23 protein-coding genes are annotated in these 24,297 nt (G+C 38.7%); 15 read left to right on the forward strand and 8 right to left on the reverse strand.

All coding sequences use genetic code 11. The annotated features are described in order from the left end of the window. The first annotated feature begins 223 nt into the window (after window positions 1-223). From VXS03_RS09885 to VXS03_RS09930, 10 genes are all read left to right on the forward strand, one after another. Complete coding sequence (locus VXS03_RS09885; RefSeq protein WP_327763535.1) at window positions 224-715, forward strand: DUF3305 domain-containing protein; 492 nt, start codon at window positions 224-226, stop codon at window positions 713-715. Then, a complete protein-coding gene (locus VXS03_RS09890) occupies window positions 705-1,337 on the forward strand; it encodes a DUF3306 domain-containing protein (RefSeq protein ID WP_327763536.1) in 633 nt (210 codons plus the stop codon). Before VXS03_RS09885 ends, VXS03_RS09890 begins: the two co-directional genes overlap by 11 nt. A gap of 283 nt (window positions 1,338-1,620) precedes the next feature. Continuing rightward, window positions 1,621-3,315, forward strand: coding sequence for a 4Fe-4S binding protein (locus VXS03_RS09895; protein ID WP_327763538.1), 1,695 nt, complete (start codon window positions 1,621-1,623; stop codon window positions 3,313-3,315). A 9-nt stretch (window positions 3,316-3,324) separates the two neighbouring features. Then, window positions 3,325-3,942, forward strand: coding sequence for a TorD/DmsD family molecular chaperone (locus VXS03_RS09900; RefSeq protein ID WP_327763539.1), 618 nt, complete (start codon window positions 3,325-3,327; stop codon window positions 3,940-3,942). 66 nt (window positions 3,943-4,008) lie between these two features. Continuing rightward, window positions 4,009-4,206, forward strand: coding sequence for a twin-arginine translocation signal domain-containing protein (locus VXS03_RS09905; protein ID WP_327763540.1), 198 nt, complete (start codon window positions 4,009-4,011; stop codon window positions 4,204-4,206). A gap of 12 nt (window positions 4,207-4,218) precedes the next feature. After that, window positions 4,219-7,077, forward strand: a complete 2,859-nt coding sequence (locus VXS03_RS09910) for a formate dehydrogenase subunit alpha (RefSeq protein WP_327763542.1) — start codon at window positions 4,219-4,221, stop codon at window positions 7,075-7,077. A gap of 11 nt (window positions 7,078-7,088) precedes the next feature. Next, complete coding sequence (gene fdh3B / locus VXS03_RS09915) at window positions 7,089-7,706, forward strand: formate dehydrogenase FDH3 subunit beta (RefSeq protein WP_045030423.1); 618 nt, start codon at window positions 7,089-7,091, stop codon at window positions 7,704-7,706. 169 nt (window positions 7,707-7,875) lie between these two features. Then, window positions 7,876-8,886 carry a formate dehydrogenase subunit gamma gene (locus VXS03_RS09920; protein ID WP_442957439.1) on the forward strand — a complete coding sequence of 337 codons (1,011 nt, stop codon included), beginning with the start codon at window positions 7,876-7,878 and terminating at the stop codon, window positions 8,884-8,886. 190 nt (window positions 8,887-9,076) lie between these two features. Next, window positions 9,077-9,796: a Sir2 family NAD+-dependent deacetylase gene (gene cobB / locus VXS03_RS09925; protein WP_327763546.1), complete on the forward strand. Its 720-nt coding sequence runs from the start codon at window positions 9,077-9,079 to the stop codon at window positions 9,794-9,796. Between the two features lie 173 nt (window positions 9,797-9,969). Next, window positions 9,970-10,212: a hypothetical protein gene (locus VXS03_RS09930; RefSeq protein WP_327763547.1), complete on the forward strand. Its 243-nt coding sequence runs from the start codon at window positions 9,970-9,972 to the stop codon at window positions 10,210-10,212. Between the two features lie 86 nt (window positions 10,213-10,298). Here the strand turns inward: VXS03_RS09930 and potD are convergent, their stop codons facing one another. The 4 genes from potD to potA all read right to left on the reverse strand — a co-directional run bounded on the left by potD (window position 10,299) and on the right by potA (window position 14,506). Continuing rightward, window positions 10,299-11,351, reverse strand: coding sequence for a spermidine/putrescine ABC transporter substrate-binding protein PotD (gene potD / locus VXS03_RS09935; RefSeq protein WP_327763548.1), 1,053 nt, complete (start codon window positions 11,349-11,351; stop codon window positions 10,299-10,301). A 428-nt stretch (window positions 11,352-11,779) separates the two neighbouring features. Next, entirely contained in the window at window positions 11,780-12,547 is a 768-nt protein-coding gene (potC, locus tag VXS03_RS09940) for a spermidine/putrescine ABC transporter permease PotC (protein WP_327763549.1), read from the reverse strand. After that, window positions 12,547-13,404 carry a spermidine/putrescine ABC transporter permease PotB gene (gene potB, locus VXS03_RS09945; RefSeq protein ID WP_327763550.1) on the reverse strand — a complete coding sequence of 286 codons (858 nt, stop codon included), beginning with the start codon at window positions 13,402-13,404 and terminating at the stop codon, window positions 12,547-12,549. Before potB ends, potC begins: the two co-directional genes overlap by 1 nt. Further along, a complete protein-coding gene (potA, locus tag VXS03_RS09950; RefSeq protein WP_327763551.1) occupies window positions 13,388-14,506 on the reverse strand; it encodes a spermidine/putrescine ABC transporter ATP-binding protein PotA in 1,119 nt (372 codons plus the stop codon). The genes potB and potA overlap by 17 nt, the downstream gene beginning before the upstream one ends. Before the next feature lie 444 nt (window positions 14,507-14,950). Between potA and VXS03_RS09955 the strand changes: the two genes are divergently transcribed. Together VXS03_RS09955 and pepT are read left to right on the forward strand one after the other, a co-directional pair. Beyond that, window positions 14,951-15,781: a hypothetical protein gene (locus VXS03_RS09955; RefSeq protein WP_327763552.1), complete on the forward strand. Its 831-nt coding sequence runs from the start codon at window positions 14,951-14,953 to the stop codon at window positions 15,779-15,781. 307 nt (window positions 15,782-16,088) lie between these two features. Next, the gene (pepT, locus tag VXS03_RS09960; RefSeq protein WP_327763554.1) at window positions 16,089-17,318 is read left to right on the forward strand and encodes a peptidase T; all 1,230 of its coding nucleotides are present in this window, start codon (window positions 16,089-16,091) and stop codon (window positions 17,316-17,318) included. Between the two features lie 90 nt (window positions 17,319-17,408). On the opposite strand, the gene VXS03_RS09965 is transcribed toward pepT, so the two are convergent. Then, window positions 17,409-17,651: a hypothetical protein gene (locus tag VXS03_RS09965; protein ID WP_045039549.1), complete on the reverse strand. Its 243-nt coding sequence runs from the start codon at window positions 17,649-17,651 to the stop codon at window positions 17,409-17,411. 156 nt (window positions 17,652-17,807) lie between these two features. Next, complete coding sequence (locus VXS03_RS09970) at window positions 17,808-19,292, reverse strand: carboxypeptidase M32 (RefSeq protein WP_327763555.1); 1,485 nt, start codon at window positions 19,290-19,292, stop codon at window positions 17,808-17,810. Window positions 19,293-19,636: 344 nt separating this feature from the next. Between VXS03_RS09970 and VXS03_RS09975 the strand changes: the two genes are divergently transcribed. The 3 genes from VXS03_RS09975 (at window position 19,637) to VXS03_RS09985 (ending at window position 22,258) form a co-directional block, all read left to right on the forward strand. Then, complete coding sequence (locus VXS03_RS09975) at window positions 19,637-20,815, forward strand: D-alanyl-D-alanine carboxypeptidase family protein (RefSeq protein WP_327763556.1); 1,179 nt, start codon at window positions 19,637-19,639, stop codon at window positions 20,813-20,815. Window positions 20,816-20,977: 162 nt separating this feature from the next. Then, window positions 20,978-21,871, forward strand: coding sequence for a tRNA 2-thiocytidine(32) synthetase TtcA (gene ttcA / locus VXS03_RS09980; protein ID WP_080157429.1), 894 nt, complete (start codon window positions 20,978-20,980; stop codon window positions 21,869-21,871). 78 nt (window positions 21,872-21,949) lie between these two features. Then, entirely contained in the window at window positions 21,950-22,258 is a 309-nt protein-coding gene (locus VXS03_RS09985; protein ID WP_327763557.1) for a hypothetical protein, read from the forward strand. Between the two features lie 53 nt (window positions 22,259-22,311). On the opposite strand, the gene uspE is transcribed toward VXS03_RS09985, so the two are convergent. Beyond that, entirely contained in the window at window positions 22,312-23,259 is a 948-nt protein-coding gene (uspE, locus tag VXS03_RS09990; protein WP_327763558.1) for a universal stress protein UspE, read from the reverse strand. A gap of 272 nt (window positions 23,260-23,531) precedes the next feature. After that, a complete protein-coding gene (locus VXS03_RS09995) occupies window positions 23,532-24,287 on the reverse strand; it encodes an FNR family transcription factor (protein ID WP_080157434.1) in 756 nt (251 codons plus the stop codon). Window positions 24,288-24,297 lie beyond the last annotated feature (10 nt).

The following is a 24,297-nucleotide window of genomic DNA, read 5'->3' on the forward strand; positions in this document are numbered from 1 at the left end:
AATACTGAAACCTAAGTTAAGCAAAGATTGTTCCAATATTACTAACATTCACCAATCTATCGTTAATAGGCTGAGATTGATAAAAATGCGCACTTTTAATGTGGTTTCTTGTTATTGGTCTAATATTTGCTTATGTCTGCTTATTAAGTGAAATATCGCTTAACCTAAAAAGTGATTAAATAACAAGATAAAGGCGAAATAGAACCCGCCAGTAGGAGTGAATGTGCCAAAACAAGCAGAACTTGAATTAAAGAAAAATGAACATGTTTGGCCAATTAATTTTCGCTTACAAGCAGAAGAACGCCAAGTAGGTCGTTGGACAACGTATGCATGGACGATTGAAGACATTTGTTTGTATGAAGAAGATCTCGCCGTTGATATGGCATTTTCTGATATAGGGGCTGGTAACTACATGATGCCTCTAGAACTTTTTCGTGATGAGCGAATGGAGTATCGATTTAATTTAAATTCACAGAGTCCACATTTATTCTTTATTTGTGCTGAAGAGAATGAGCAATTAAAGCCTGTTTTAGTTACCGCAGCGCAAGGTGTAGCGGCACGTTATATGGATGGTGACTATGTGGTTTTGCATATTGATGTTCCATTAGCAATTCAAGCATGGATGGAAGCCTTTTTAGGTCGCCATGGGGAATTGTTTGAATTTAAACGTAAACGTGGCGGCGATAAGAAAAAAGGACGTTCAAGTGGCAACTAATTTCTTTCAGCGTTGGTCAAGTCGTAAGTTAACACCTGTTGAAAGCCTCGAGCCTACGACGGAAACGACTGATGATGCAATTAGTGCAGATGGTGAAAAGATTGAATCTACTTCTATAGCGGTAAACGAGGTTACTGACGTTGATGAGAATGAATCAACATCCGCCGTTGTTACACCATGCACTGAAGTCGAAGTTATTGAATTAACCGTCGATGATGCTGATAAAGTGACTTATGACTCAGGTGTTGCGTCATTTATGCAGCAACAAGTAACTAAGTCCGTGAAAAAGGCGGCATTACGTAAATTATTTCATTCTGAAGAATTTAACTATATCAGTGACATGGATGATAGCACTGAAGATTTCAGTAATATGCAAGGTTTAGCTCCTGAAATAGCATCACAAATGCGAGGTTGGATAAATACTATTACAGAAACAGCAACAGAGGCTTTGAAAAATGATGGAATATCAGCATTAACATCAACCACTGAGCTTAATACCACTGACTCTATTATTGAACCTATAAATATAACGCATACCGATAAAGAGGCTCACCCTACAGCTGATTTATCGTTAACACCGATTCTTAATTGTGACAATGAAAGTGATGAACAGAAATCGTAACGCGAAATTTAAAAACTATTCGCACCATTTATAAAAACAGACTGGGACAAAAAGGGAAGATCACCAAAATTATAAACAGAGACAATTTGGCGCGTTAGTTCGCTACAAATAAGACAAAATGTCTCATTGGGTAATTACGCATTATCGTCGTTATGATTTTAGTTCCTTTTAAGTCATTTTATTCCGTGAAAAGTTGGATCGGTTATTGCTCTATAGAGAGTAAAAGAAAAGTCATTATTTTCTAACGATACTGATTAGCGGTAGTGAGCAAACAGGAATAACAATGTTAAAAAGTACATTAAATGCGTTTACTGATATTAATGGTGTCGCTCGTGCAACGGCCATTACAGGAACAGTAGAACTTGCCAATCTTATTCCGCCAACAGTGACGTATGAAAGTCGTGGTAATTTATTGATTATTGGTGAAGCTGAGCAATTACTTCATGTTGCTGATCAATTTGCAGCACTAAACAGTGTGACGCTATTGGCGACAGATGCTAATACGTGCGATACCAAAACATCACATACCTTGTATTACAGTCAAGCTATTACGGTAAAAGGATACCTTGGCGCATTTGATGTTCATTGTCGTATAGGACATGACGCGACAGCCCTTGATATTAATGCACTTGAAACGAACTTAGCCAAAATAGCTATTGGACGTCCATGTTTTGATATTGTGCTTGATATGACAACAACAGGGACTATGAATGTTGAAATTCCTGCCGCTGGTTATTACGCCGTTGGTCAAGCTTCTGCATCTAAAGCATCTGAAAAACTAGCAGCGCTGGTGGATGAATTGCCAGCTATGATTGGTACTTTTGACAAGCCTAAATACTTTCGTTTAAATCCTGATCTTTGTGCGCATTCATCACGAAGTGTCAAAGGCTGTGATCGTTGTATTGATGCGTGTCCTGCGGGAGCATTAAGTTCTGACAGTATCGCTATTGCGATTGATCCTTACCTTTGCCAGGGGGTAGGAACATGTGCCACGGCGTGTCCAACAGAAGCTATCAGTTATGCATTGCCAGATCCTCAAATCACTCAAAATTTTGTTCATAGTGTTTTAGTACGTTATAAGCAAGAAGGTGGTCAATCTCCAACATTACTACTTTATGGTGATCGCGATACCGCTGCTGTAACAAAGGCACTGGCGACATTACCTAGTTCTGTTATTACGATTGCATTAGAAGAACTTGCGACGGTTGGTATTGATACTTGGTTTAGTGCATTAGCTTATGGTGCACATCAAGTTCTATTAGCAACAAATACACAATATATCCCTACTACGATTGATGCTGTTCTGACTAATGAATTAGCCATTGCGCAAAATTTCTTAACTGAATTGGGTTATGACGCTGATCGTATTTGTTTATTTGATTTTGCTAATAGTGCGAATTTTGAAGCTTATGAAACGGCACTTATTACTCCAATTGAAACGGCATTAACCGGCACTAAACGTGAAAAATTATTTACTGTTTTAGAAGCGCTTAATCAGACAAGTCCAGCGCAACCAACGCGTTCGGCTGTAGCGGAAAATGCCCCTTATGGTTCTGTAACATGTAAAACAGATGATTGTACGTTATGCATGAGTTGTGTCGCTGTTTGTCCAACTCGTGCCTTACATGCCATTGGTGATCGCCCTGGATTATTATTTGTAGAACAAGATTGTATTCAATGTGGAATGTGTGAAACCGCATGTCCTGAAAAAGTTATAACACTTGACGCTGGTTTTAATTGGGATTGGCAAGCGCGTAAAGCCGATGCTCTTATTCATGAAGAACCAGCTGCATGTTGTATCAGTTGTGGAAAGCCTTTTGCCCCTGCATCTATGGTGAAAATGTTGACTGAAAAACTTCAACGCCATTCACATTTTCAAGGAGAAGCGATTCGTCGTTTATCTATGTGTGAAGATTGTCGTGTGCGCGATATTTTTGAAAAGATGGAACAAGATCCACAAAATCAGACAAGGGTATAAGGTCATTATATGGAAAACGCAGCTATGAATGCTCACACAAATCTTACTGATCAAGATGATTTGCTACGTATTGAAATTTATAACATGTTGGCACATTTATGTCGTCAAGCCCCTGAAAAATCTGTGCTTGAGTTTCTTGCTAACCTTGATGTTGATACGGCGCAAACATTTCAACGTCAAACCATGGCTTCAGCTTGGCCTTTATTAAAACTAGCAGCTCAGAAAACGACATTATTGAGTGTTGAAGAAGAATATCAAGATGTCTTTATTGGCATTGGTCGTGGGGAAGTTGTTCCATTTGGTTCATGGTATTTAACTGGTTCTTTAATGGAAATGCCTTTGGCTTATTTACGTCAAGACTTAAAACAAATGGGTTTTGAACGTGCTCAATCTGTCATTGAACCCGAAGATCATATATCCGCATTGCTAGAAGTTATGGCTATGCTGGTGGAAGGTGGCGATGAACACCTTCAACAAACATTTTTTAATCGTCATCTTGCACCATGGTGTGAAAAATTTTGTACCGATTTAAAAGCGGCTAAGAGTGCTGTGTTTTACACCGCTGTTGGTGAACTAGCTTGGCAATTTTTGACAATAGAAAAGACCCGTTTTTTAGAGTCCCAGTAAAAAGATACTCGCGATAATAAAAAATCGACATTTGTTCATAAGAATGTCGATAGAGGAGCAAACGCAATGAGTGAGCAAAAAACAAATGATAGCCGTCGCCAATTGTTAAAAAACATTGGTTTAACTGTAGCGGCAGGTGCTGTAGTAGCAGGAACGACAACTGCCGTTCCTGCTTCAACAACCGACACTGAAAAGAAAGATCCTAAAACAAAAAAAGGGTATCACGAAACCCAACATATTCGTGATTACTACAATACCCTATAAGCGGAGCCTGAAATGAAACTGACTAAACGTTCCGATAAAGTGAGCAAAGATGAAAACCAACTAGGTATTTCTCGTCGTTCTTTTATTCGTAATTCTTCTCTTGCTGCCGCTGGTGGTGTTGCTGGTGCAAGCCTTTTTGCGCCTGGTTTTATGCGTAAAGCTGAAGCTTTTCCAGAAGCTGATTACAACGCACCTAAAGTGGTTAAACGTACTATTTGTTCTCACTGTTCTGTTGGCTGTGGTATTTATGCCGAAACGCAAGATGGTGTATGGACCCATCAGGAACCCGCTTTCGATCATCCTTTTAACGCTGGTGGGCATTGTGCCAAAGGGGCAGCATTACGTGAACATGGCCATGGTGCTAAACGCGTAAAATACCCAATGAAGTTGGTTAATGGTAAATGGAAAAAACTAAGCTGGGAGCAAGCATTAGATGAAGTTAGCCAGCAGGTGCTTAAAATTCGTCAAGAATCTGGCCCTGATTCAGTTTACTTTTTAGGTTCAGCGAAACACAACAACGAACAAGCGTATTTGTTCCGTAAAATGGTGTCGCTATGGGGATCAAATAACGTCGATCACCAAGCACGTATTTGTCACTCAACCACGGTTGCCGGTGTTGCAAATACGTGGGGTTACGGCGCAATGACCAACTCACTGAACGACATGCATAACTGTAAGTCAATTCTGTTTATTGGTTCTAACCCAGCCGAAGCTCATCCAGTAGCAATGCAGCATATCCTGATCGCTAAAGAAACTAACAGTTGTAAGATTGTGGTCGTTGATCCACGTCGCACACGTACAGCGGCAAAAGCTGATCACTATGTTTCACTGCGTCCAGGTACTGACGTTGCTTTTGTTTGGGGTGTGCTATATCACATTTTCAATAATGGCTGGGAAGATAAAGAATTTATTCGTCAACGTGTTTATGGCATGGAAGAAGTGCATGAGCAGGTGGCAAAGTGGAACCCGAAAGAAGTTGAACGCGTAACGGGTGTGCCTGAAGAACAAGTTTACCAAACGGCAAAAATGCTGTCTGAAAACCGTCCGGGCTGTGTTGTTTGGTGTATGGGTGGTACTCAACATACAACAGGTAATAACAACACCCGCGCTTACTGTATTCTTGAATTAGCCCTTGGCAACATGGGTAAATCAGGTGGTGGCGCAAACATTTTCCGTGGCCATGACAACGTTCAGGGTGCAACTGACTTTGGCGTGTTATCTGATAACTTACCGGGCTATTACGGTTTATCCGAAGGAGCTTGGAAGCATTGGGCTGAAGTATGGGACATTGATTATTCATGGCTACAAGGCCGTTTTGATCAAAACACCTATAACGGTAAAAAGCCTATGAACAGCGCAGGTATTCCCGTTTCTCGTTGGATCGATGGCGTTTTAGAAAACAAAGATAATATTGAACAACGCGATAATATTCGTGCGATGTTCTATTGGGGTCATGCTGTTAACTCACAGACGCGTGGTCCTGAAATGAAAACGGCAATGGGCAAGCTGGATATGATGGTGATCGTCGATCCATACCCAGGCGTTGCTGCAGTAATGAATGGCCGTACAGATAACGTTTATCTTTTCCCTGCAACCACGCAGTTTGAAACTTATGGTTCAGTAACGGCAACTAACCGTTCGATTCAGTGGCGTGATCAGGTAATTGAACCGTTGTTTGATGCGAAACCAGACCACGAAATCATGTACTTATTGACTAAGCGATTGGGTTTCTCTGATCAATTATTCAAACACATTAAGGTTGAAAATAATAAGCCAAACATTGAAGACATTACTCGTGAATACAACAAGGGTATGTGGACAATTGGTTATACCGGTCAAAGCCCTGAGCGTTTGAAAGAGCATCAGAAAAACTGGGGTACATTTGATTTTACGACGCTTGAAGCGGTTGGCGGACCTGCTAATGGTGAAACCTATGGTTTACCGTGGCCATGTTGGGGGACGCCAGAAATGAAGCACCCAGGTACACACATTCTTTACGATACCTCTAAAACAGTCGCAGAAGGTGGCGGTAATTTCCGTGCTCGTTTCGGCGTTGAGCGTAATGGTGTGAGCTTATTGGCGGATGATAGTTATTCATTAGGCTGTGAGCTTGAAGATGGTTATCCCGAATTTACCGCGAAGATGCTAAAGCAACTGGGATGGTGGGATGATCTAACTGCAACCGAAAAAGTGGCAGCTGAAGGTAAAAATTGGAAGACAGATCTTTCCGGTGGTATTCAGCGCGTTGCGATTAAACACGGTTGTATTCCATTTGGTAACGCGAAAGCTCGTACTGTTGTATGGACCTTCCCTGATGCAGTACCTATTCACCGTGAGCCATTGTATACGCCGCGTCGTGACTTATTACCAGAGTACCAAACATGGGACGACAGCAAAGCGATGTTCCGCTTGCCAACACTATATAAGTCTATTCAAGAGAAAGATGTATCTAAAGAATATCCAATTATTCTAACGTCTGGTCGCCTTGTTGAATATGAAGGTGGTGGTGAAGAAACACGTTCAAACCCATGGTTAGCTGAACTTCAAAAAGAAATGTTCGTTGAGATTAACCTCAAAGATGCTAACGATATTGGCATTAAAGATGGTGAGATGGTGTGGGTAGAAGGTGCAGAAAAAGGCCGAATTAAAGTGAAAGCGATGGTAACGCCACGTGTTCGTGAAGGTCTGGCTTTCTTACCATTCCACTTTGGTGGTGAATTTGAAGGTGTGAGTCTACGTGATCATTACCCTGAAGGTTGTGCACCTTATGTATCTGGTGAAGCGGCCAATACGGCAACAACGTATGGCTATGATCCTGTAACCCAAATGCAAGAAACCAAAGTTACTTTGTGTAAAATCACTAAAGCGTAAGGAGTCACCTGATGGCACGTATGAAATTTCTTTGTGACTCTAAGCGTTGTATTGAGTGCAATGGTTGTGTAACAGCTTGTAAAAATGCCAACTCAGAAGCGGTTGGGTGGGGTATTCAACGCCGTCGTGTTGTAACCTTAAACGACGGTCTTCCGGGAGAGACATCAATCTCTGTTGCTTGTATGCACTGTAGTGATGCGCCTTGTATGGCGGTATGTCCTGCTGATTGCTTTAGCCAAACAGAAGACGGCATTGTGCAGCATGATAAAGACTTATGTATCGGTTGTGGTTATTGCTTATTTGCTTGTCCATTTGGTGCGCCACAATTTCCTAAGCAAGATGCATTTGCTGAACGTGGCAAAATGGATAAGTGTACTTATTGTTCTGGCGGCCCAAATACTGAACCGGGTTCTGAAAAAGAACGTCTGCTTTATGGCGCAAACCGTATAGCAGAAGGTAAGTTACCTATGTGTGCTTCGATGTGTTCGACTAAATCATTGCTTGCTGGTGATGCTGAAAAAATCTCTGAAATTTTCAGCAAGCGTGTTGTAGCTCGTGGTGCAAAAGATGCGGGTTGGGCAAGCACTGATGATTTAGCTTACGACGCAAGTAAAGTACGTAAAGCTTAATCATATTTAAATGGATTTAATGAGGTATGTTAAGTCCATTTATCGACGCGTGTAATAGTTAGGCACACTGTTGTGATAAGTGTGCCAATTAATCTGCTTTTTAAAGTGGATAGGAGCTTTAATGACTAAGCGAATTCAACGCTGGTTAACTATCATAGTTACCGCTTTAATGATGGTGTTTTCAGTATCCACGATGGCAAGTGATAGTGATACAACGACCGCTGGTGAAGCCGTAGTTAAAAAAGAAGTGATCGGATTTGCTGGGGCTGATTACTGGCGCATGGTAAAAGATGGCGAGAAAGGCTACACCACATCGGGTTGGCCTGAGCATGATGTACTAATCAGTGTGCCAGGACAAACGTGGTACATCCTTAAAGAAAAGTGGATGTCACCATTAGGTGCTTTAGCGATTTTTGGTAGTTTGGTGATGGTAACGCTAGCTTATGTGGTTATTGGACCTCTAAAGCTAAGTAAGCCTAAAACTGGCCGTAAAATTAAACGCTGGAGCCGTATTGATCGTGCATTGCACTGGAGCATGGCATTTACCTTCCTTACATTAGGATTCAGTGGCTTAACGTTAGTTTATGGTAAACATTTTATTAAGCCTATTGTGCCTACTGAAATTTGGGGATGGATCATTCTTGCTGCCAAGCAATACCATAACTACATGGGACCTATTTTTGCGATCCTACTACTTGCCGTACTGGTTAAGTGGTGGCGTAAAAGTACCTTTAATAAAGTCGATCTTGAGTGGTTTAAAAAGATGGGCGGCATGGTGGGTAAACATAAAGGATCACATCCATCAGCGGGTTTCTCTAACGGTGGTGAGAAAGTTATCTTTTGGCTATTGATCGTATTTGGTTTCTCGATTGCGGCCAGTGGTTTTGTGCTAGATTTCCCTATTTTTGATCAAACCCGTCGTGATATGGAGCTATCAAATTTACTTCATATGTTATCGGCACTGATTCTAATTTGTGGTTTTATATTCCATATTTATATTGGTTTATTTGGCATGGAAGCGGGTTTAGATGGCATGGTGACTGGCGATGTTGATGAAACATGGGCACGTGAGCACCATAATTTGTGGTTTGATGAAGTAAAAGATTTACCTGAAAACCAACCGGGTTATGAACCTGAAAAACAGGATGCAGGAAAATCAAAACCATCGCTAGATAGTTAACGATTAAGCATCAAAACGAACGCCGATACAGTTTACTGTATCGGCTTTTTTTATGAATATTATTTATGGCTTATAGCAATAAGCGATCTCTCAGACTAACGTCTAATAAAAAACACCGTTTATCCATATAAAATCAGTGGTATAAATGAGGGATAAGTTTAGCCATTATTTTTACTAGAGGGATGTTGTTATGCTATTTCCTTACGAACATATTGTTGTATTAACAGGGGCGGGTATCTCTGCTGAATCAGGGATACGTACCTTTCGTGCAGCTGACGGATTGTGGGAAGAACATCGAGTAGAAGATGTCGCGACTCCTGAAGGCTATCTGCGCGATCCAGAGTTAGTACAAGCGTTTTATAATGCTCGTCGATCGCAGATAGAGAATGGATCTGTTGCTCCTAATGCTGCTCATTATGCATTAGCAAAGCTAGAAGCTGAATTAGACGGTACAGTAACGATTGTGACACAAAATATCGACAATCTTCATGAACGGGCAGGGAGTCACAATGTTATTCATATGCACGGTGAGTTATTAAAAGCACGCTGTTGTGAGTCAGGTCAAACAGTGGAATGGCATGGAGATCTCCATACAAGTGATCATTGTCATTGTTGCCAAATTCCAGCGCCACTGAGACCTGATATTGTGTGGTTTGGGGAAATGCCTATAGATATGGAAAAAATCCATGACGCGATTGTGAGAGCTGATTTGTTCATTGCTATCGGCACATCTGGGAATGTTTATCCAGCAGCAGGTTTTGTTCATGAGGCTGCATTGCAAGGCGCCCATACTGTTGAACTTAATTTAGAACCAAGTAATGTAGGCAATGAATTTGAAGAGAAGCATTACGGGAAAGCATCACAATTAGTTCCTAAATTCGTAGAAGATATTATCAATGCAGTTAAATAGTATCAAAATGAATGCTATTTATTCTATATAAAAAGAGATTAATTCTAAATTTGATGTGGCATATTTTTGATGAGAAGCAATTAAATGCCTGTTAGCACATTTAAATATTCAATAAGTATAATGCTAACACTATAGTTGTCGTAATGAATCTTTAGCTATAGCGCTGCTTAAATATGAAACAGAAACAGTATTTTTTGTTGGTAATCTTATCAATTTTCAGTTCAATGACTTTTGCCGCATCAGTTTCATGGAGTGGTCACGTATTAACTGGTGATCCGATTAATATAACCACTGATGGGAATGTTGTGAATTATGAAGCATGGGGATTACCTCAAGTTGAGTCACTTAAAATAAGTAATCAGTTTGAAGTTAAATCTATTAGTAAAGAAGTGAGTATTCTAAGTGCTAAATTGTGATATTTATTAGCATTAAATAGAATATTTATTTTGCATATAAAAACCGAGCTTTAAAGCTCGGTTTTTTTATTTTCTAACGATAATTATTACTCACCAGCTTTTAGCTTTTGGTAATACTCTTCGTATAGTTCACTTGCAGGGCCAACACTGTTTTGCCATTCGCCCGCATCCATTACTGATTGTGGTGGGTAGATACTTGGATCATTTACGAAATCAGCAGGCAATAATTTCTTCGCTGCTGCAACGGGTGTTGGGTAACCAATTTGCAGTGCAATTTTTGCCGCAATATCAGGGCGAAGTAAGAAATTGATCATCTTGTATGCATTATCAACGTGCTTCGCATTAACAGGAATTGCTAGGCTGTCCATCCAGAAGATAGCGCCTTCTTTTGGCCATACGATATCAATTGGAGCGCCTTCTTTGCGCGCCATGTATGCAGAGCCATTCCACAACATGCCTAGTGATGTCTCACCAGCCATATAAGGGTTAGCAGGGAAGTCAGAGTTAAAAACTAATACGTTAGGCATTAGTTTTTTAAGTTCTTCATAAGCTGCTTTAATTTGCTTAGGATCTTGAGTGTTAGCTGAATAGCCTAGTTTACGTAATGCAATGTGGAACACTTCACGTGCATCATCCATCATCATTAGCTGACCCTGCCATTTAGGGTCCCATAAATCAGCCCAGCTAGTGATTTTTGATTTATCGATGACATCAGTATTTACACCGATACCTGTCGCACCCCAAATATAAGGGATAGAGTAATCATTGTTAGGATCAAAAGGCTTATCTAAATAGTTTTTATCGATACCTGCAAAATTAGGAATTTTTGATTTATCGATTTTCTTAAGCATGCCTTCATTACTCATTTTAGAAACGTAGTAAGTTGAAGGAACGATTAAATCGTAGCCTTTATCATAAGTTTTTAATTTAGCGTACATGGTCTCATTCGACTCGTAAGTCGAATAAATTACTTTAATACCGGTTTCTTTTGTGAACTGTTCTAATACATCATTTGGAATGTATTCAGACCAGTTGTAAAAGTATAATTCATTGCTATCTGAATCTGCAGCAGTAGCAATGTTTGAATACATTGACATTGCACAAACTGTACCGGCCATCATTAAAGACCATTTTTTCATCGTTGTTAGCTCCTAACTAAACAGGATATCGAGAGTGTTCTCTAGCGGCTTTAACCGCCTCTCCTAATTTTATGTCGTTTATAAGCACGTTAAAATAGTGTGCTTTTAAAACAAATATGAATTGGTAAACGTAGCTATTATAGCAGATAAAATCATACTGCCATCACAAATATAAACACATCTATAAGATATTTATTTACAGACTATTGATTAATAACAGGTAGTTAACGTTTAGATAATATTGTTATACAAATTAAACAGCAAATAGAACTTGAATAGTTCTTGTGATATGACCTGTGTGATCTGCTGTCTTAATGCAGCCTGAGATGTCAACGGACATTCAATGTTTAGATGGTGTAATAAAACGCAGATAAAAAAATGGCTAACTTAAATAAGTTAGCCATTTAATAATGCTAAAAGCTGTAATATTACTTCTTTTCTCTTGCAAGTAATTGCGAACAAATTACAAGGAATAATGAAATGATCAGCATGATAGTTGCCAATGCATTAACCTCTGGTGAAATACCGACTTTAACCATCGAGTAAATCTTTAAAGGTAAAATTTCATAACTAGGTCCTGTAACGAACGAACTCACAATTACGTCATCAAGTGATAATGTAAAGCTTAATAACCAACCAGCAGCAACAGCAGGCTTAGCGAGAGGTAGGATAATTTGTTTTAAAATCACCCACTCACTTGCACCTAAGTCACGTGCAGCTTCAAGCATTTTTACATCAAAGCCCTTTAAACGACTGTAGACAGTCACTACAACAAACGGTAGACAAAAAGTAATATGTGATAGTAATAACGTTAAGAAACCTAGATTCGCTCCAATTAATAGGAACAAAGCCAGTAATGAAATTGCCATTACAATATCAGGTGACATCATGACTAAAAAGAGCATACCTGATACAAACTTCTTACCCTTGAAGTTATAACGAAATAGGGCAACAGCGGTTAAGCTACCAATTAGCGATGCTGCTGTTGCTGAAATAACCGCAATCGTAATTGAGTGGCCAGCTGCCTGCATCAAGCTGTCATTATTGATTAGCTCTTCATACCATTTGGTCGTAAAGCCACCCCATTTCATACCAAACTTACTAGCATTAAATGAGTTAATGATCAGAATAACAATCGGAGCATACAAAAAAGTGTATACAACGGACATAAAGCTGAATTTAAAAAAACGACCCATTATTCAAGCTCCACTTTTTTATTCAGTAATTTTCCTGCTCGGTAGTAGGCATATAACATAATTGCCATTGCTAACGTCAGTGCAATACTGGTTGCAGAGCCAAATGGCCAGTCACGAGCGTTGAGTACCTGACTCTTAATCACGTTACCAATTAACAAGTTCTTTGCACCACCAAGTAAATCAGATACGTAGAACATACCTAATGCTGGAAGTAGTACCAATAAACAACCGGCGATAATGCCAGGCATTGTTAATGGGAAAATGACTTTAATAAATGTTTGAACTTTATTCGCACCTAAATCACGAGCCGCTTCAATATAGTTATTATCAAGCTTTTCAATCGCGGAGTACAACGGCAGTACCATGAACGGTAATAGTATATAAACTAAGCCAATCATTACAGCGTACTCGGTGTACATAATACGAATAGGTTTATCTATAATATCTAAGTACATTAACGCATTATTTAGAATACCACGTGTACCGAGCATCAGCTTTAAGCCATACGTACGAATTAACGAGTTAGTCCAAAAGGGTACAATGACCATAAATAACATAAATGGTCGCCATTTTTCAGGCATTTTAGCGATGGCATACGCAAAAGGGTAGCCAATCAACAAACACAATAGCGTTGCTGTAATTGCCATATTAAATGAATGCAAAAGCACTTTTGCATACATTGGATCGAAAAGACGTTCATAGTTATCTAGCGTGAACACCATTTTGATCAAGTTTGCATCATCACGGGTTAAAAAACTCGTGCCGATTATCATAAGGTTTGGTACAAATACAAATAGCAGTAACCAACTTACAACAATCGTTATGATGATGTTTTGGAGATTAAACTTCTTGCTCATCTGCTAGCACCACTTCCCAACTTTCAACCCAAGTAATGGCAACTTTTTGATCAAGAGAGTGGTCTACGTCAGGATCATCTTCGTTGAAGAATTCACTAACCATTACCGATTTTCCTGAATCTAGCTGTACCACAGAATCAAGCGTCATACCTTTATAAGTACGCTCTTTAACCTTACCTAAAATACCCGTAGCTTGTTCACCGTTATGAATTTCTTCAATACGGATGTCTTCTGGGCGTAATAGCACTTTCACTTTGTCGCCAATAGCGACATCAAGCTCACAGTGGATTAAAGAGTGACGACCTTCAACATCTGCCATAATACGTTTACTATCTAAACGCTCTTTAACGATGGCATCAAATACGTTGATTTCGCCGATAAAGTGAGCAACAAATAGGTTCGTCGGTTCTTCATAAATTTCACGAGGGCTACCATCTTGTTCAACACAACCATCACGCATAACGATGATTCGGTCAGACATTGATAGTGCTTCTTCTTGATCGTGAGTAACGAAAATAAAGGTAATACCAAGTTTCCGTTGAAGCTGCTTCAGTTCAAGCTGCATTTGCTTACGTAATTTGTAATCAAGAGCAGAAAGTGATTCATCAAGCAAAAGAACTTTTGGTTTATTAACAACTGCACGGGCAATAGCAACACGTTGTTGCTGGCCACCGGACAATTGATGTGGTTTACGAGGGGCAAACTTATCAAGTTGCACCATACGCAATGCTTCCATAACTCGAGGTTCAATCTCACTCGATGGCACTTTTTGCATGCGTAAACCAAACGCGACGTTCTCAAACACTGTCATATGTGGAAACAGTGCATAACTCTGAAACACCGTATTAACGAGACGCTGTTCAGCTGGAATGTCAGTAACATCTTTATTGGCAATAGTAATCTGACCGTTATCGGCAGTTTCAAAGCCAGCAATAAGACGAAGCACTGTGGTTTTGCCACAGCCTGATGGACCTAAAATGGTTAAAAATTCACCATCGTTTACGTCTAGGTCCAAACCTGTAATGATTTGCTTACCGTCAAAGCTTTTGCTAAGACCCTTCAGCTGAATTACAGGTTTCTTAGATGTTTTTGCAACGTTCAATTCTACGTTATCTCCACCTTGGGACTGATTGGTTAAGCCCCAATATTTTGGCTAAAATTAGGGGCGCATAATAGACCTGTAGTCTTTCAATTTAAAGCATTTTCTCACTAAATTTATAGATTAGACGCTGCTTACTTTAATGATAGCACGTCGATCCGTTGCAATATGGTCGCTATTACAAATAATACTGAAAAAATAAATTACGATTAAAGTAATAATCGAAATGTTTTATTTTTAAGCTCAAAATTTTTTTACTTACGTTCAAAAGACGTTAGTAATGAGGACAAGAAAGTAAAAAAAAGCGGTAGATATCGCCTTGCAAGTAATTTTTTGGCTGTTTTTCAGGCGGTAACGAGGTTTTGAAATAAATTTTTACGTGAATAGTGTTTTTGTACCATGATGAGTGACGTACAATACAAGTACCAAAATAATGATGATATGAGTATGAAAGAGACAACTAAAAAAAGTTTTCACGTTGGCGGTTCAATTGAAAAAGCAATGAAGGGCGATGTTGATCTACAACCTATTGCCGTTCTTCAAGAAGCGTTCAAAATTACAGCAAAGAATTTCACTAAGTTTTTGCCTGCTGTTATTTGTTTGTTTATTGCACAAATCGCATTATTGCTATTAAGTCTAAAAGTTCAGTTAGGTAATCCTAATGTGTTTTTTGACGCTTTTATAACGGGGAAGGGCTTTACCGCTGACATCCTAAAAGCAGGCTTTATGGCTAACTTTTGGTCTGATGTTTTGATTGCTCCATTATATGTTGGGGTTAGCTTAATGGCGCTTAATCATTCAGTAGGGCTGCCAACAAAACCAAGCCAAATCGTTAAAGGATTTTCGTTTACACTCGTATCGATTATTACAATGTTATTAATTTCTTCTATTCAGGGTATTGGCAGCAGCATTTTCCCTTTAGTCGGATTGTTTTTAACAATGGCGCTAAGCATGGCTATCTTACTTGTGTGTGAGAAGCGCGTTACTCCGATTAAAGCGATTCAATATTCTTTTATGGCTACGGTGCGTAAAGTGATGCCAATGACTGCAATTTACTTAATCGTAATGATCTTCTTTTTCATGTCTATTGCAACAGCAGGTATTGGTTTAATTTGGACACTACCATTTTTCTTTAATGTGAAAGCGATTATCTATCGTAATATGTTTGGTATTACATTGCAGGTAACTTCGGTATCTAATCCTAACGATAATAGTAATGAGCCAAGGTCTGATGATAATGTCAGTGATCCACTAAACAACGATACGTTTAATGCGTAATACAATCAGAATAGATACAAAGAGCTCCTTTATTTAGGAGCTTTTTTTTAGACTCGCACCCTAGTGCACTATAACTTTATTTTTTAATCAAGAAATAAACACACCTTTAAATTCATCAATAATCATTAATTTCAAATAAATCATGCTGTTTAATTAAAATTTCATTTAAAAATGGGGACTCATTTTACAAAAAAATAGCCTTAATGATGATGTATCTCAATGTCATTTATTTTCAATATACCCATAATGTAAATAATAATAAATAAGGGCAGTATAAGCTGTCAGCTCAAGCAAGAAAGGCGACTTTATGGATAAGTTAATAGAACGTTTTTTACGATATGTAAGTTTTGACACTCAATCTAACGATGCAGTTTCCTCTTGTCCTAGTACTGCTGGACAACGCGTTTTTGCTGAAGCTCTTCAATCTGAAATGATAGAGTTAGGGCTTAGTGACGTTGCTCTAGATAGCAACGGCTACCTTACCGCACGATTACCTGCAAATATGGATGGCGATATTCCTGCTATTGGTTTTATCGCTCATATGGATACAGCACCCGATGCTTCAGGTAAAGATGTACGGCCACAACTTGTAGAAAGCTACCGCGGTGGTGATATAGCGTTAGGGATAGGGGATGAAATCCTTTCTCCATTCCAATACCCAGATCTTAATAAGTTACATGGTCACAATATCATCACGACAGATGGTACAACGCTACTTGGTGCTGATAATAAGGCGGGTGTTGCAGAGATCATGACAGCTATCGCTTATCTTATTGCTAACCCTAAAATTAAGCATGGCGATATTTGTGTTGGTTTTACGCCCGATGAAGAAATCGGTCGTAGTGCAAACTTATTTGATGTTGAAAAGTTTGGTGCACAATGGGCTTACACTATCGATGGTGGCCCGATTGGTGAGTTGGAATATGAAAATTTCAATGCCACCTCTGCAGATGTCATTTGTTATGGTGTTAACGTTCATCCTGGTACTGCAAAAAATAAAATGGTTAATTCCATGAACATTGCAGCACAATTTCAATTAATGATGCCAGCCGATGAAACCCCTGAATGCACAGAGGGCTACCAAGGCTTTTATCACCTAAAGTCAATGGATGCATCTGTTGCTCGTACTGAATTGGGTTACATCATTCGTGACTTTGATCGTGATGGTCAAGAAAAGCGTAAAGCTTTCATGCAGCAAAAAGTAGATGAACTAAATGGTAAGCTAACACAGGGCCGAGTAGAACTGATCTTAACGGACTCTTACTATAATATGCGTGAAATGGTGGAACCTTTCCCGCATATCATTGAGATTGCTCAGCAAGCGATGCTTGATTGTGATGTTAAGCCGGAAATAAAACCTATTCGTGGTGGCACTGATGGTGCTCGACTATCATTTATGGGTTTACCTTGTCCTAATATCTTTACTGGCGGTTATAATTTCCACGGTATTCATGAGTTTATCACTGTTGAAGGTATGGAACTTGCCGTTAAAGTTATTGTAAAAGTTGCTGAGAATACCGCGAATCGATACGCTTAATTCTGCTAATTAACAGATAAAAGAAAAGCCACTATCATCAATGCTGATAGTGGCTTTTTCATGAAACATTAATAATTTCTAGTTTGTAATTTAAGCGTGATCGTTGCTTAACATTTCATTTAAACGCTTCAAAATCGCATGAACAGCATGACCCTTAGTGATTTCTCCACCTTTTTCAACTTCAATTTCATGCTTACTGTGAAGACCTGTTTCATCTTCAGCAATATGTAGCCAATCAGGATGCCAGTAGAATGATTGACCGCCATCTGTGATCCAGTTATGCACACCACAATTCTCGCCATGGTAATTTAGATCTGCTGCTTTATAAGTCATTCTTAAATCCTTAATGGTAACCGTTATCTTTATTGATTATGAGTATAAAAAACAATGCTGATTAAACTGTGATCTAACCGATATTATCTTGCTAAATATTACAAACTTATCAAATAATTACTGTTTTTCTGTTGATAGTTCATAAAAAAGTGGTGATTAGTTATTTAAATAACGTTGCATTAAATGTTCTCTAAAGTGCTCTGGATTTAGTGTTTCCCCTGTTGCTTTCTCCACCAGCTCATCAGTTGATAATGTTGAGCCTTTGCTCCAAATATTATCATGCAACCACTCAAATATTGGCGTTAGATTACGTTGAGTAACGAGCTGTTCTACGTTCATTTCTTTATTAATGGTCGCCATAAATTGTGCTGCGTACATTGCACCTAGAGTGTAGCTTGGGAAATAGCCAAAACTACCGTCGGTCCAGTGAATGTCTTGCATACAACCATCGGTGAAATTCCCGAGTGTTGACAGCCCAAGGTATTGAGACATTTTCTGATCCCAAATAGCTGGAATATCATCAACTTCAATATTACCTTCAATTAAGTCACGTTCAATTTCATAGCGTAAAATAACATGTGCAGGGTAGGTGACTTCGTCTGCGTCAACACGAATAAATCCAGGTTTAACACGAGTATTAATCAGACAAAGATTTTCAGCCGATAATGATTCTGCCGTTGAATCAAATGATTGTTGTATCATCGGAGCTAATAAACTACTAAATGCAGGACTACGCGCTAATTGCATTTCACAAAATAAACTTTGTGATTCATGAATCCCCATTGAACGTGCTTCACCGACAGGAAGGTCGCGCCATTGTTGTGGTAAGCCTTGTTCATAACGTGCATGACCGGTTTCATGAATAACGCCCATTAATGCTGAGGTGAAATCATTTTCATCATAGCGAGTAGTAATACGGACATCTGTTGGTACGCCTCCACAAAATGGGTGAGTACTGATATCTAGTCGTCCGTGGTCAAAATCAAACCCAAGTAATTTCATGGCATTCAAGCTTAACGATTGTTGTTTTTCGATAGCAAATGGGGTTGATAGCGGTAGTGTTTTTTCTGTCGCTTGTTTGGCTTCGACTTGTTGAATAAGTTGAGGTAACCATGATTTAACTTCAGCAAAAATATCATCAAGTACTGCAGATGTCATTCCTGGCTCATAAATATCCAGTAAAGCATCATAACGGCTTAAGCCTGTTGCTTGCGAGCGAATAGCGGCTTCTTGGCGAGCCAATTCAACCACAGGCTTTAAGTTAGCTTTAAAGCCTTCCCAATCGTTTTCTTTACGTTGTGAGCGCCAAGCATGTTCGCATTGAGAACATGCAAGTGATTGCTGTTCGATAAGATCTGCGGGTAAAATATTATGCATCATCCAATGACGTCTAAGGGCTGTAAGGCTGGCTCGTTGTTCGGCGGTAAGATGTTCTTTTTCTGCTTCTGCAAACCAATTTTCTAAATAAGGAGCAGTGGCTAGTTCATGTGACATAACGGCAAGTTCAGCCATTGCTTCTGAACGCGCTTGTGCACCACCATTAGGCATCATTGCAGCCTGATCCCAACCACAAATAGCACTAAGATGGCCAAGTCGAGATAGCTTTTTAGCATGACGTTCTAATTTATTGTAATTATTCATACTTGTTCCTAATAGATAAACAGCAATAGAATAAATTTAACCTAACCTACGACTATTTAATAGAGATTCTCAGTTAGTGCAGTAATAAAAATGCGAACACAGCAGTATTTATGAATTTAAAATCAAATAAGCAGTAGTTAATTGCTCGCAATGATTTATATTTAAAGCAATTATCGTTATAAATGTAATCAGTGATAGGAATTCGTAAGACAATGTTACCAAGACCTGTTTTATTATATTTTTTCGATATACTGGCAGCCAATCTCAATACCTATTAGGTTTCTGCAAGTCCTTAATAGCTATGTAGATTGATTTTATCGTTTTTTAAAGGAATTTTGCCTAACATGGAAAAGACTACTCGTTTTTTGTCTCTTGTCGGTGCTACTGCGCTTTACTCTTTATCATCTTCAGCGTTTGCAGCAATGCCAACAGTCGTACCTGATGCACCAACATTAAGTGCAAAAGGCTATGTATTGATGGATTACAATACAGGTAAAGTCTTAGTAGAGAAGGATGCAAACGAAAAGTTAAACCCAGCGAGCTTGACCAAATTAATGACAAGCTATGTTGCCGGTCAAGAAATGAAGCAAGGCAATATTAATGAGAAAGATCTTGTTGTTATTAGCCGTAATGCTTGGGCGAAAAACTTCCCTGATTCATCAAAAATGTTTATCGAAGTAGGCAGTGAAGTTCCACTAATGGATCTTTTCCGTGGATTGATTATTCAATCAGGTAATGATGCAAGTGTTGCAATTGCAGAACATGTGGCAGGATCTGAGCAATCATTTGTTAGCTTAATGAACTCATGGGCAAAAAAATTAGGAATGAATAATTCTAATTTTGCTAATCCACATGGCCTTGATAATAATGACTTATATACCACGCCTTATGACATTGCTTTATTAGGTCAGGCTCTTATTCGTGATTTACCAAGTATTTATCCATTGTATAGTGAGAAATCATTCACTTATAACAATATTACTCAGCGTAATCGTAATGGTTTATTAAACGATCCAAGTATGAACGTTGATGGTATGAAGACCGGTTATACCAGTGGTGCAGGTTATAGTTTAACCAGTTCAGCCACAGAAGGTGACATGCGTTTAATCGCAGTTGTTATGGGAACCAAAAGTACTAAAACGCGTGAAATAGAAAGCAAACAATTACTAAACTACGGTTTCCGTTTTTTTGAAACAGTGACACCGCATAAAGCGGGTGATGAGATCATTACTGAACGTGTATGGTTTGGTAATAAAGATCAAGTGAATCTAGGTGTCGATAAAACAAGTTATGTGACATTGTCACGTAACGATACCAAAAAATTAACCGCCAGTGTTGAACTAAACAGCGAACTTGAAGCTCCAATCGCCAAAGGGCAACAAGTTGGCGACATTATTTACTCTGTGAATGATAAACAAGTTGGTACACAACCTCTTGTTGCATTAGAAGCTGTTGATGAAGGTAGTTTCTTTAGCCGTTTAATTGACCAAGTAAAGAAATTTGTGATGGGATTATTTAAGTAATCACTCAATCATTTTGATTAAAAAAGCTCAGCCATTACGTGCTGAGCTTTTTTATTGTGGATAGCTATTTCCAGTCAACAATAAAATACGTATAATTCATGCCCTATAAATTCTTATCCCGCAATTCTACTATCGATGTTGTCGGTAGTTCGAGAAGTAGTAATGAATCAGACAGATAACCGTAAAGAAACACTTGAATATAACAAACTGCAAAAACGTCTTCGCCGCAATATGGGTAACGCCATAATTGATTACAACATGATCGAAGAAGGTGATGTGGTAATGGCATGTATTAGTGGTGGCAAAGATTCATTTGCGATGTTAGATATTCTGCTTAATTTACAAAAAGCAGCGCCAATTAAGTTTGACGTTGTCGCGGTTAACCTAGATCAAAAGCAACCAGGCTTTCCTGAGCATATTTTGCCAGAGTATTTCCAAAGCCTAAATATTCCTTACTACATTGTCGATAAAGATACTTATTCTGTGGTTAAGGAAAAAGTAGAAGAAGGTAAAACGACCTGTGGTTTATGCTCTCGTTTACGTCGTGGTACGCTGTATTCTTTTGCTGAAACAATTGGTGCGACTAAAATTGCACTAGGGCACCATTTAGATGATATCGTTGAAACACTATTCTTAAATATGTTCCATGGTTCTCGTCTAAAAGCAATGCCACCTAAATTACGCTCAGATGATGGCCGTAACGTTGTTATTCGTCCATTGACATATTGTCGTGAAAAAGACCTGATCAAATACGCTGAGTATAAGCAGTTCCCGATTATTCCTTGTAACCTTTGTGGTTCACAAGAAAACCTGCAACGTCAAAGCATTAAAGCAATGTTGATTGATTGGGATAAAAAGACACCTGGTCGTGTTGATGCGATTTTCAAATCAATTCAGAATATCAGTCCAAGCCAATTGGCAGATAAAAACTTGTTTGATTTTGTTAATCTGCCACTAGACCGTGAAGGTGAGAGAGCTGAATATGCTTTCACTGAAGCAAAAGTATCTTCGACAAACATTGATGAAAGCATGTTTATTGATGTTACTAACGTTTAAATATAATAACAATTAGTCACAAAACAGCATCGGGTTCTTTATTGAGCCGGTGCTGTTTTGCTTTATAGGATATGAAGAATGGTAAAATTACGGCTAATTATACTAGTAGGCCTATGCGGCTTAATCGGAGGGTGTAGCTCACATCAAGCTCAGCAGATGGGTATACAAGGAAGCAGTGTAAATAGCTATGCTCGACAGATGTCTAATACTCAGCTTTGTGAAACATATTTAGGTAAACGGGCAACTAACCAAACTCGCGTGTCATTAGCTGCAGAGTGGAAGCACCGTAAATTGAGTCGAGCTTATTGTTCAAAACAAGAAAATGAATGGTATTTAACAAAGTTTGCTAAATGGCTTGCCAATGAAAAAGAAGTCGAACCTAAATAATATAAACGCCTCAGCTGAGGCGTTTATTGTTATACAGATATAGATTGAAACAGTTACTCATCGATAGAATTAGGCGCTAATGGACTAATATAACCATCTGGTTTTAAAGCCAATAAGTCACAATTTAGACTATCAATTGTATTTTCTGCCGTATTACCAATAAAGACCGCAGATAAACCAGTACGTCCAGTTGTACCTAGAATAACTAGCTCAGCTTTAATCTCATCAGCAATTTTAGGGATGACATCTTCAGCTAAGCCTTCAACTACATAGGTTTGCTCTTCATCAATAGCGTATTTTTGGCGTAATGATTTCATCGTCATTAAGTGATGACCGCGGACTGCATCGGTATATGATGCGGGATCAAACTCAGGCAATTCAATTGTGATATTAACTGGTGTTGCAGGGTAGGCATTCACTAAGTTGACGTTTGCGTGTGTGATTGATGAAAAAGCAAGGGCCTCTTTTACAATCTTATCGTTAAGATCATCATGGGTTTCATCTTCAGCAGATAAATTCACACAGGCAAGAACGTTACCATTTGCTGGCCAGTTTTCACCCTTTACTAATAAAACAGGCACAGGACATTTACGTAATAAATGCCAGTCTGTTGGTGTAAAGATAACTGATCCTAATTTTGCATGCTCATGTGTGGCTTTTATGAGTAAATCAATGTCTTGACTAAATACATCAGCAATTATGGATTCGTAAGGACGGTTGTGCCATACGACTTTAATCTCAATGTTAAGACCAAGATCAGCATGTGGTTGTATGATTTCTTTTAGCCATTCTTCGCGCTGCATAACGACACCACGACGCATTGCGTCACGTTCGTCAGAAGAAAGCATTGATGTCATTTCATAAGAAAAATCATAAATAGCTAGGAAAACAATAATTTTCACATCATCACAAGACTTAGCTAAATGAATAGCACGAGATATTGCTGGCTGTTGTTCACGTTCAGGATCAGCGACAACAAGTATGTTTTTATATTTTTGCATAATAATGTCTCCCTACGGCAGAATCTCTTTTCTGAATGAGTACGAACAAAGAAATACATTTACCGTTGTATTTATCAGATACACTTTCAAATCAAGTGATTAAAAAATTAACATAATATTTACTGTACTCTAAACTCATCAAGATGGGGAGTAGTTTGAGCAATAAAATGCAAAAATGGGATAAATGAACAGTTATATGCGGTAGTGATAGATATAAAAACAGGTACTAAAATAGCACCTGCTTATAAATAGATTAGATAGGGTATAGCAGATTATAAATTGTTGTTCTTACTTACACCTGCAAGTTTGGCTAGTTCGTCATGATCTAAGATTGTAATATATTTACCTTTAACACTTAGCATTTCAGACTTTTGGAAACGACCCAATAAACGACTAATAGTTTCAACCGTAAGGCCAAGGTAGTTACCGATATCACCACGAGTCATTGTTAGACGGAACTCACGAGGTGAGAAGCCACGCTGAGAAAAACGCAGTGATAAATTGTAAAGAAATGCAGCTAAACGTTCTTCAGCATTTTTCTTTGATAACAATAAAATCATTTCTTGATCGCCTTTAATTTCACTGCTCATCAAGCGCATGATTTGTTGGCGAAGTTTTGGCATTTTTCCCGCCAAATCATCAAGTATTTCAAACGGTATTTCACAAACCATTGATGTTTCAAGTGATTGTGCAAAGCTAGGATGTTGCATTTCATTAATAGCATCAAAACCAACCAAATCACCAGCTAAATGGAAAGCTGTGATTTGCTCATCACCTTGCTCAGTGATAGTGTAACTTTTGATGGTACCAGAACGAATGGCATACAATGATTTCAGTTCATCACCCGCTTTAAAGAGCTCTTGACCTTTCTGGATTGGTTTTTTACGTTCGATTATTTGATCCAGTTGATCTAACTCCGATTCATTCAACGTGAATGGAATACATAGCTGGCTAATACTGCAATCTTGACAGTGAATAGCACATCCACCTGATTGGATACGTTTTGTGGTAAATTTGTCTGAAATCATATGCCTATCT

This window comes from Photobacterium sp. S4TG1 (assembly GCF_036040035.1).
Classification (GTDB): Bacteria; Pseudomonadota; Gammaproteobacteria; order Enterobacterales; family Vibrionaceae; genus Photobacterium.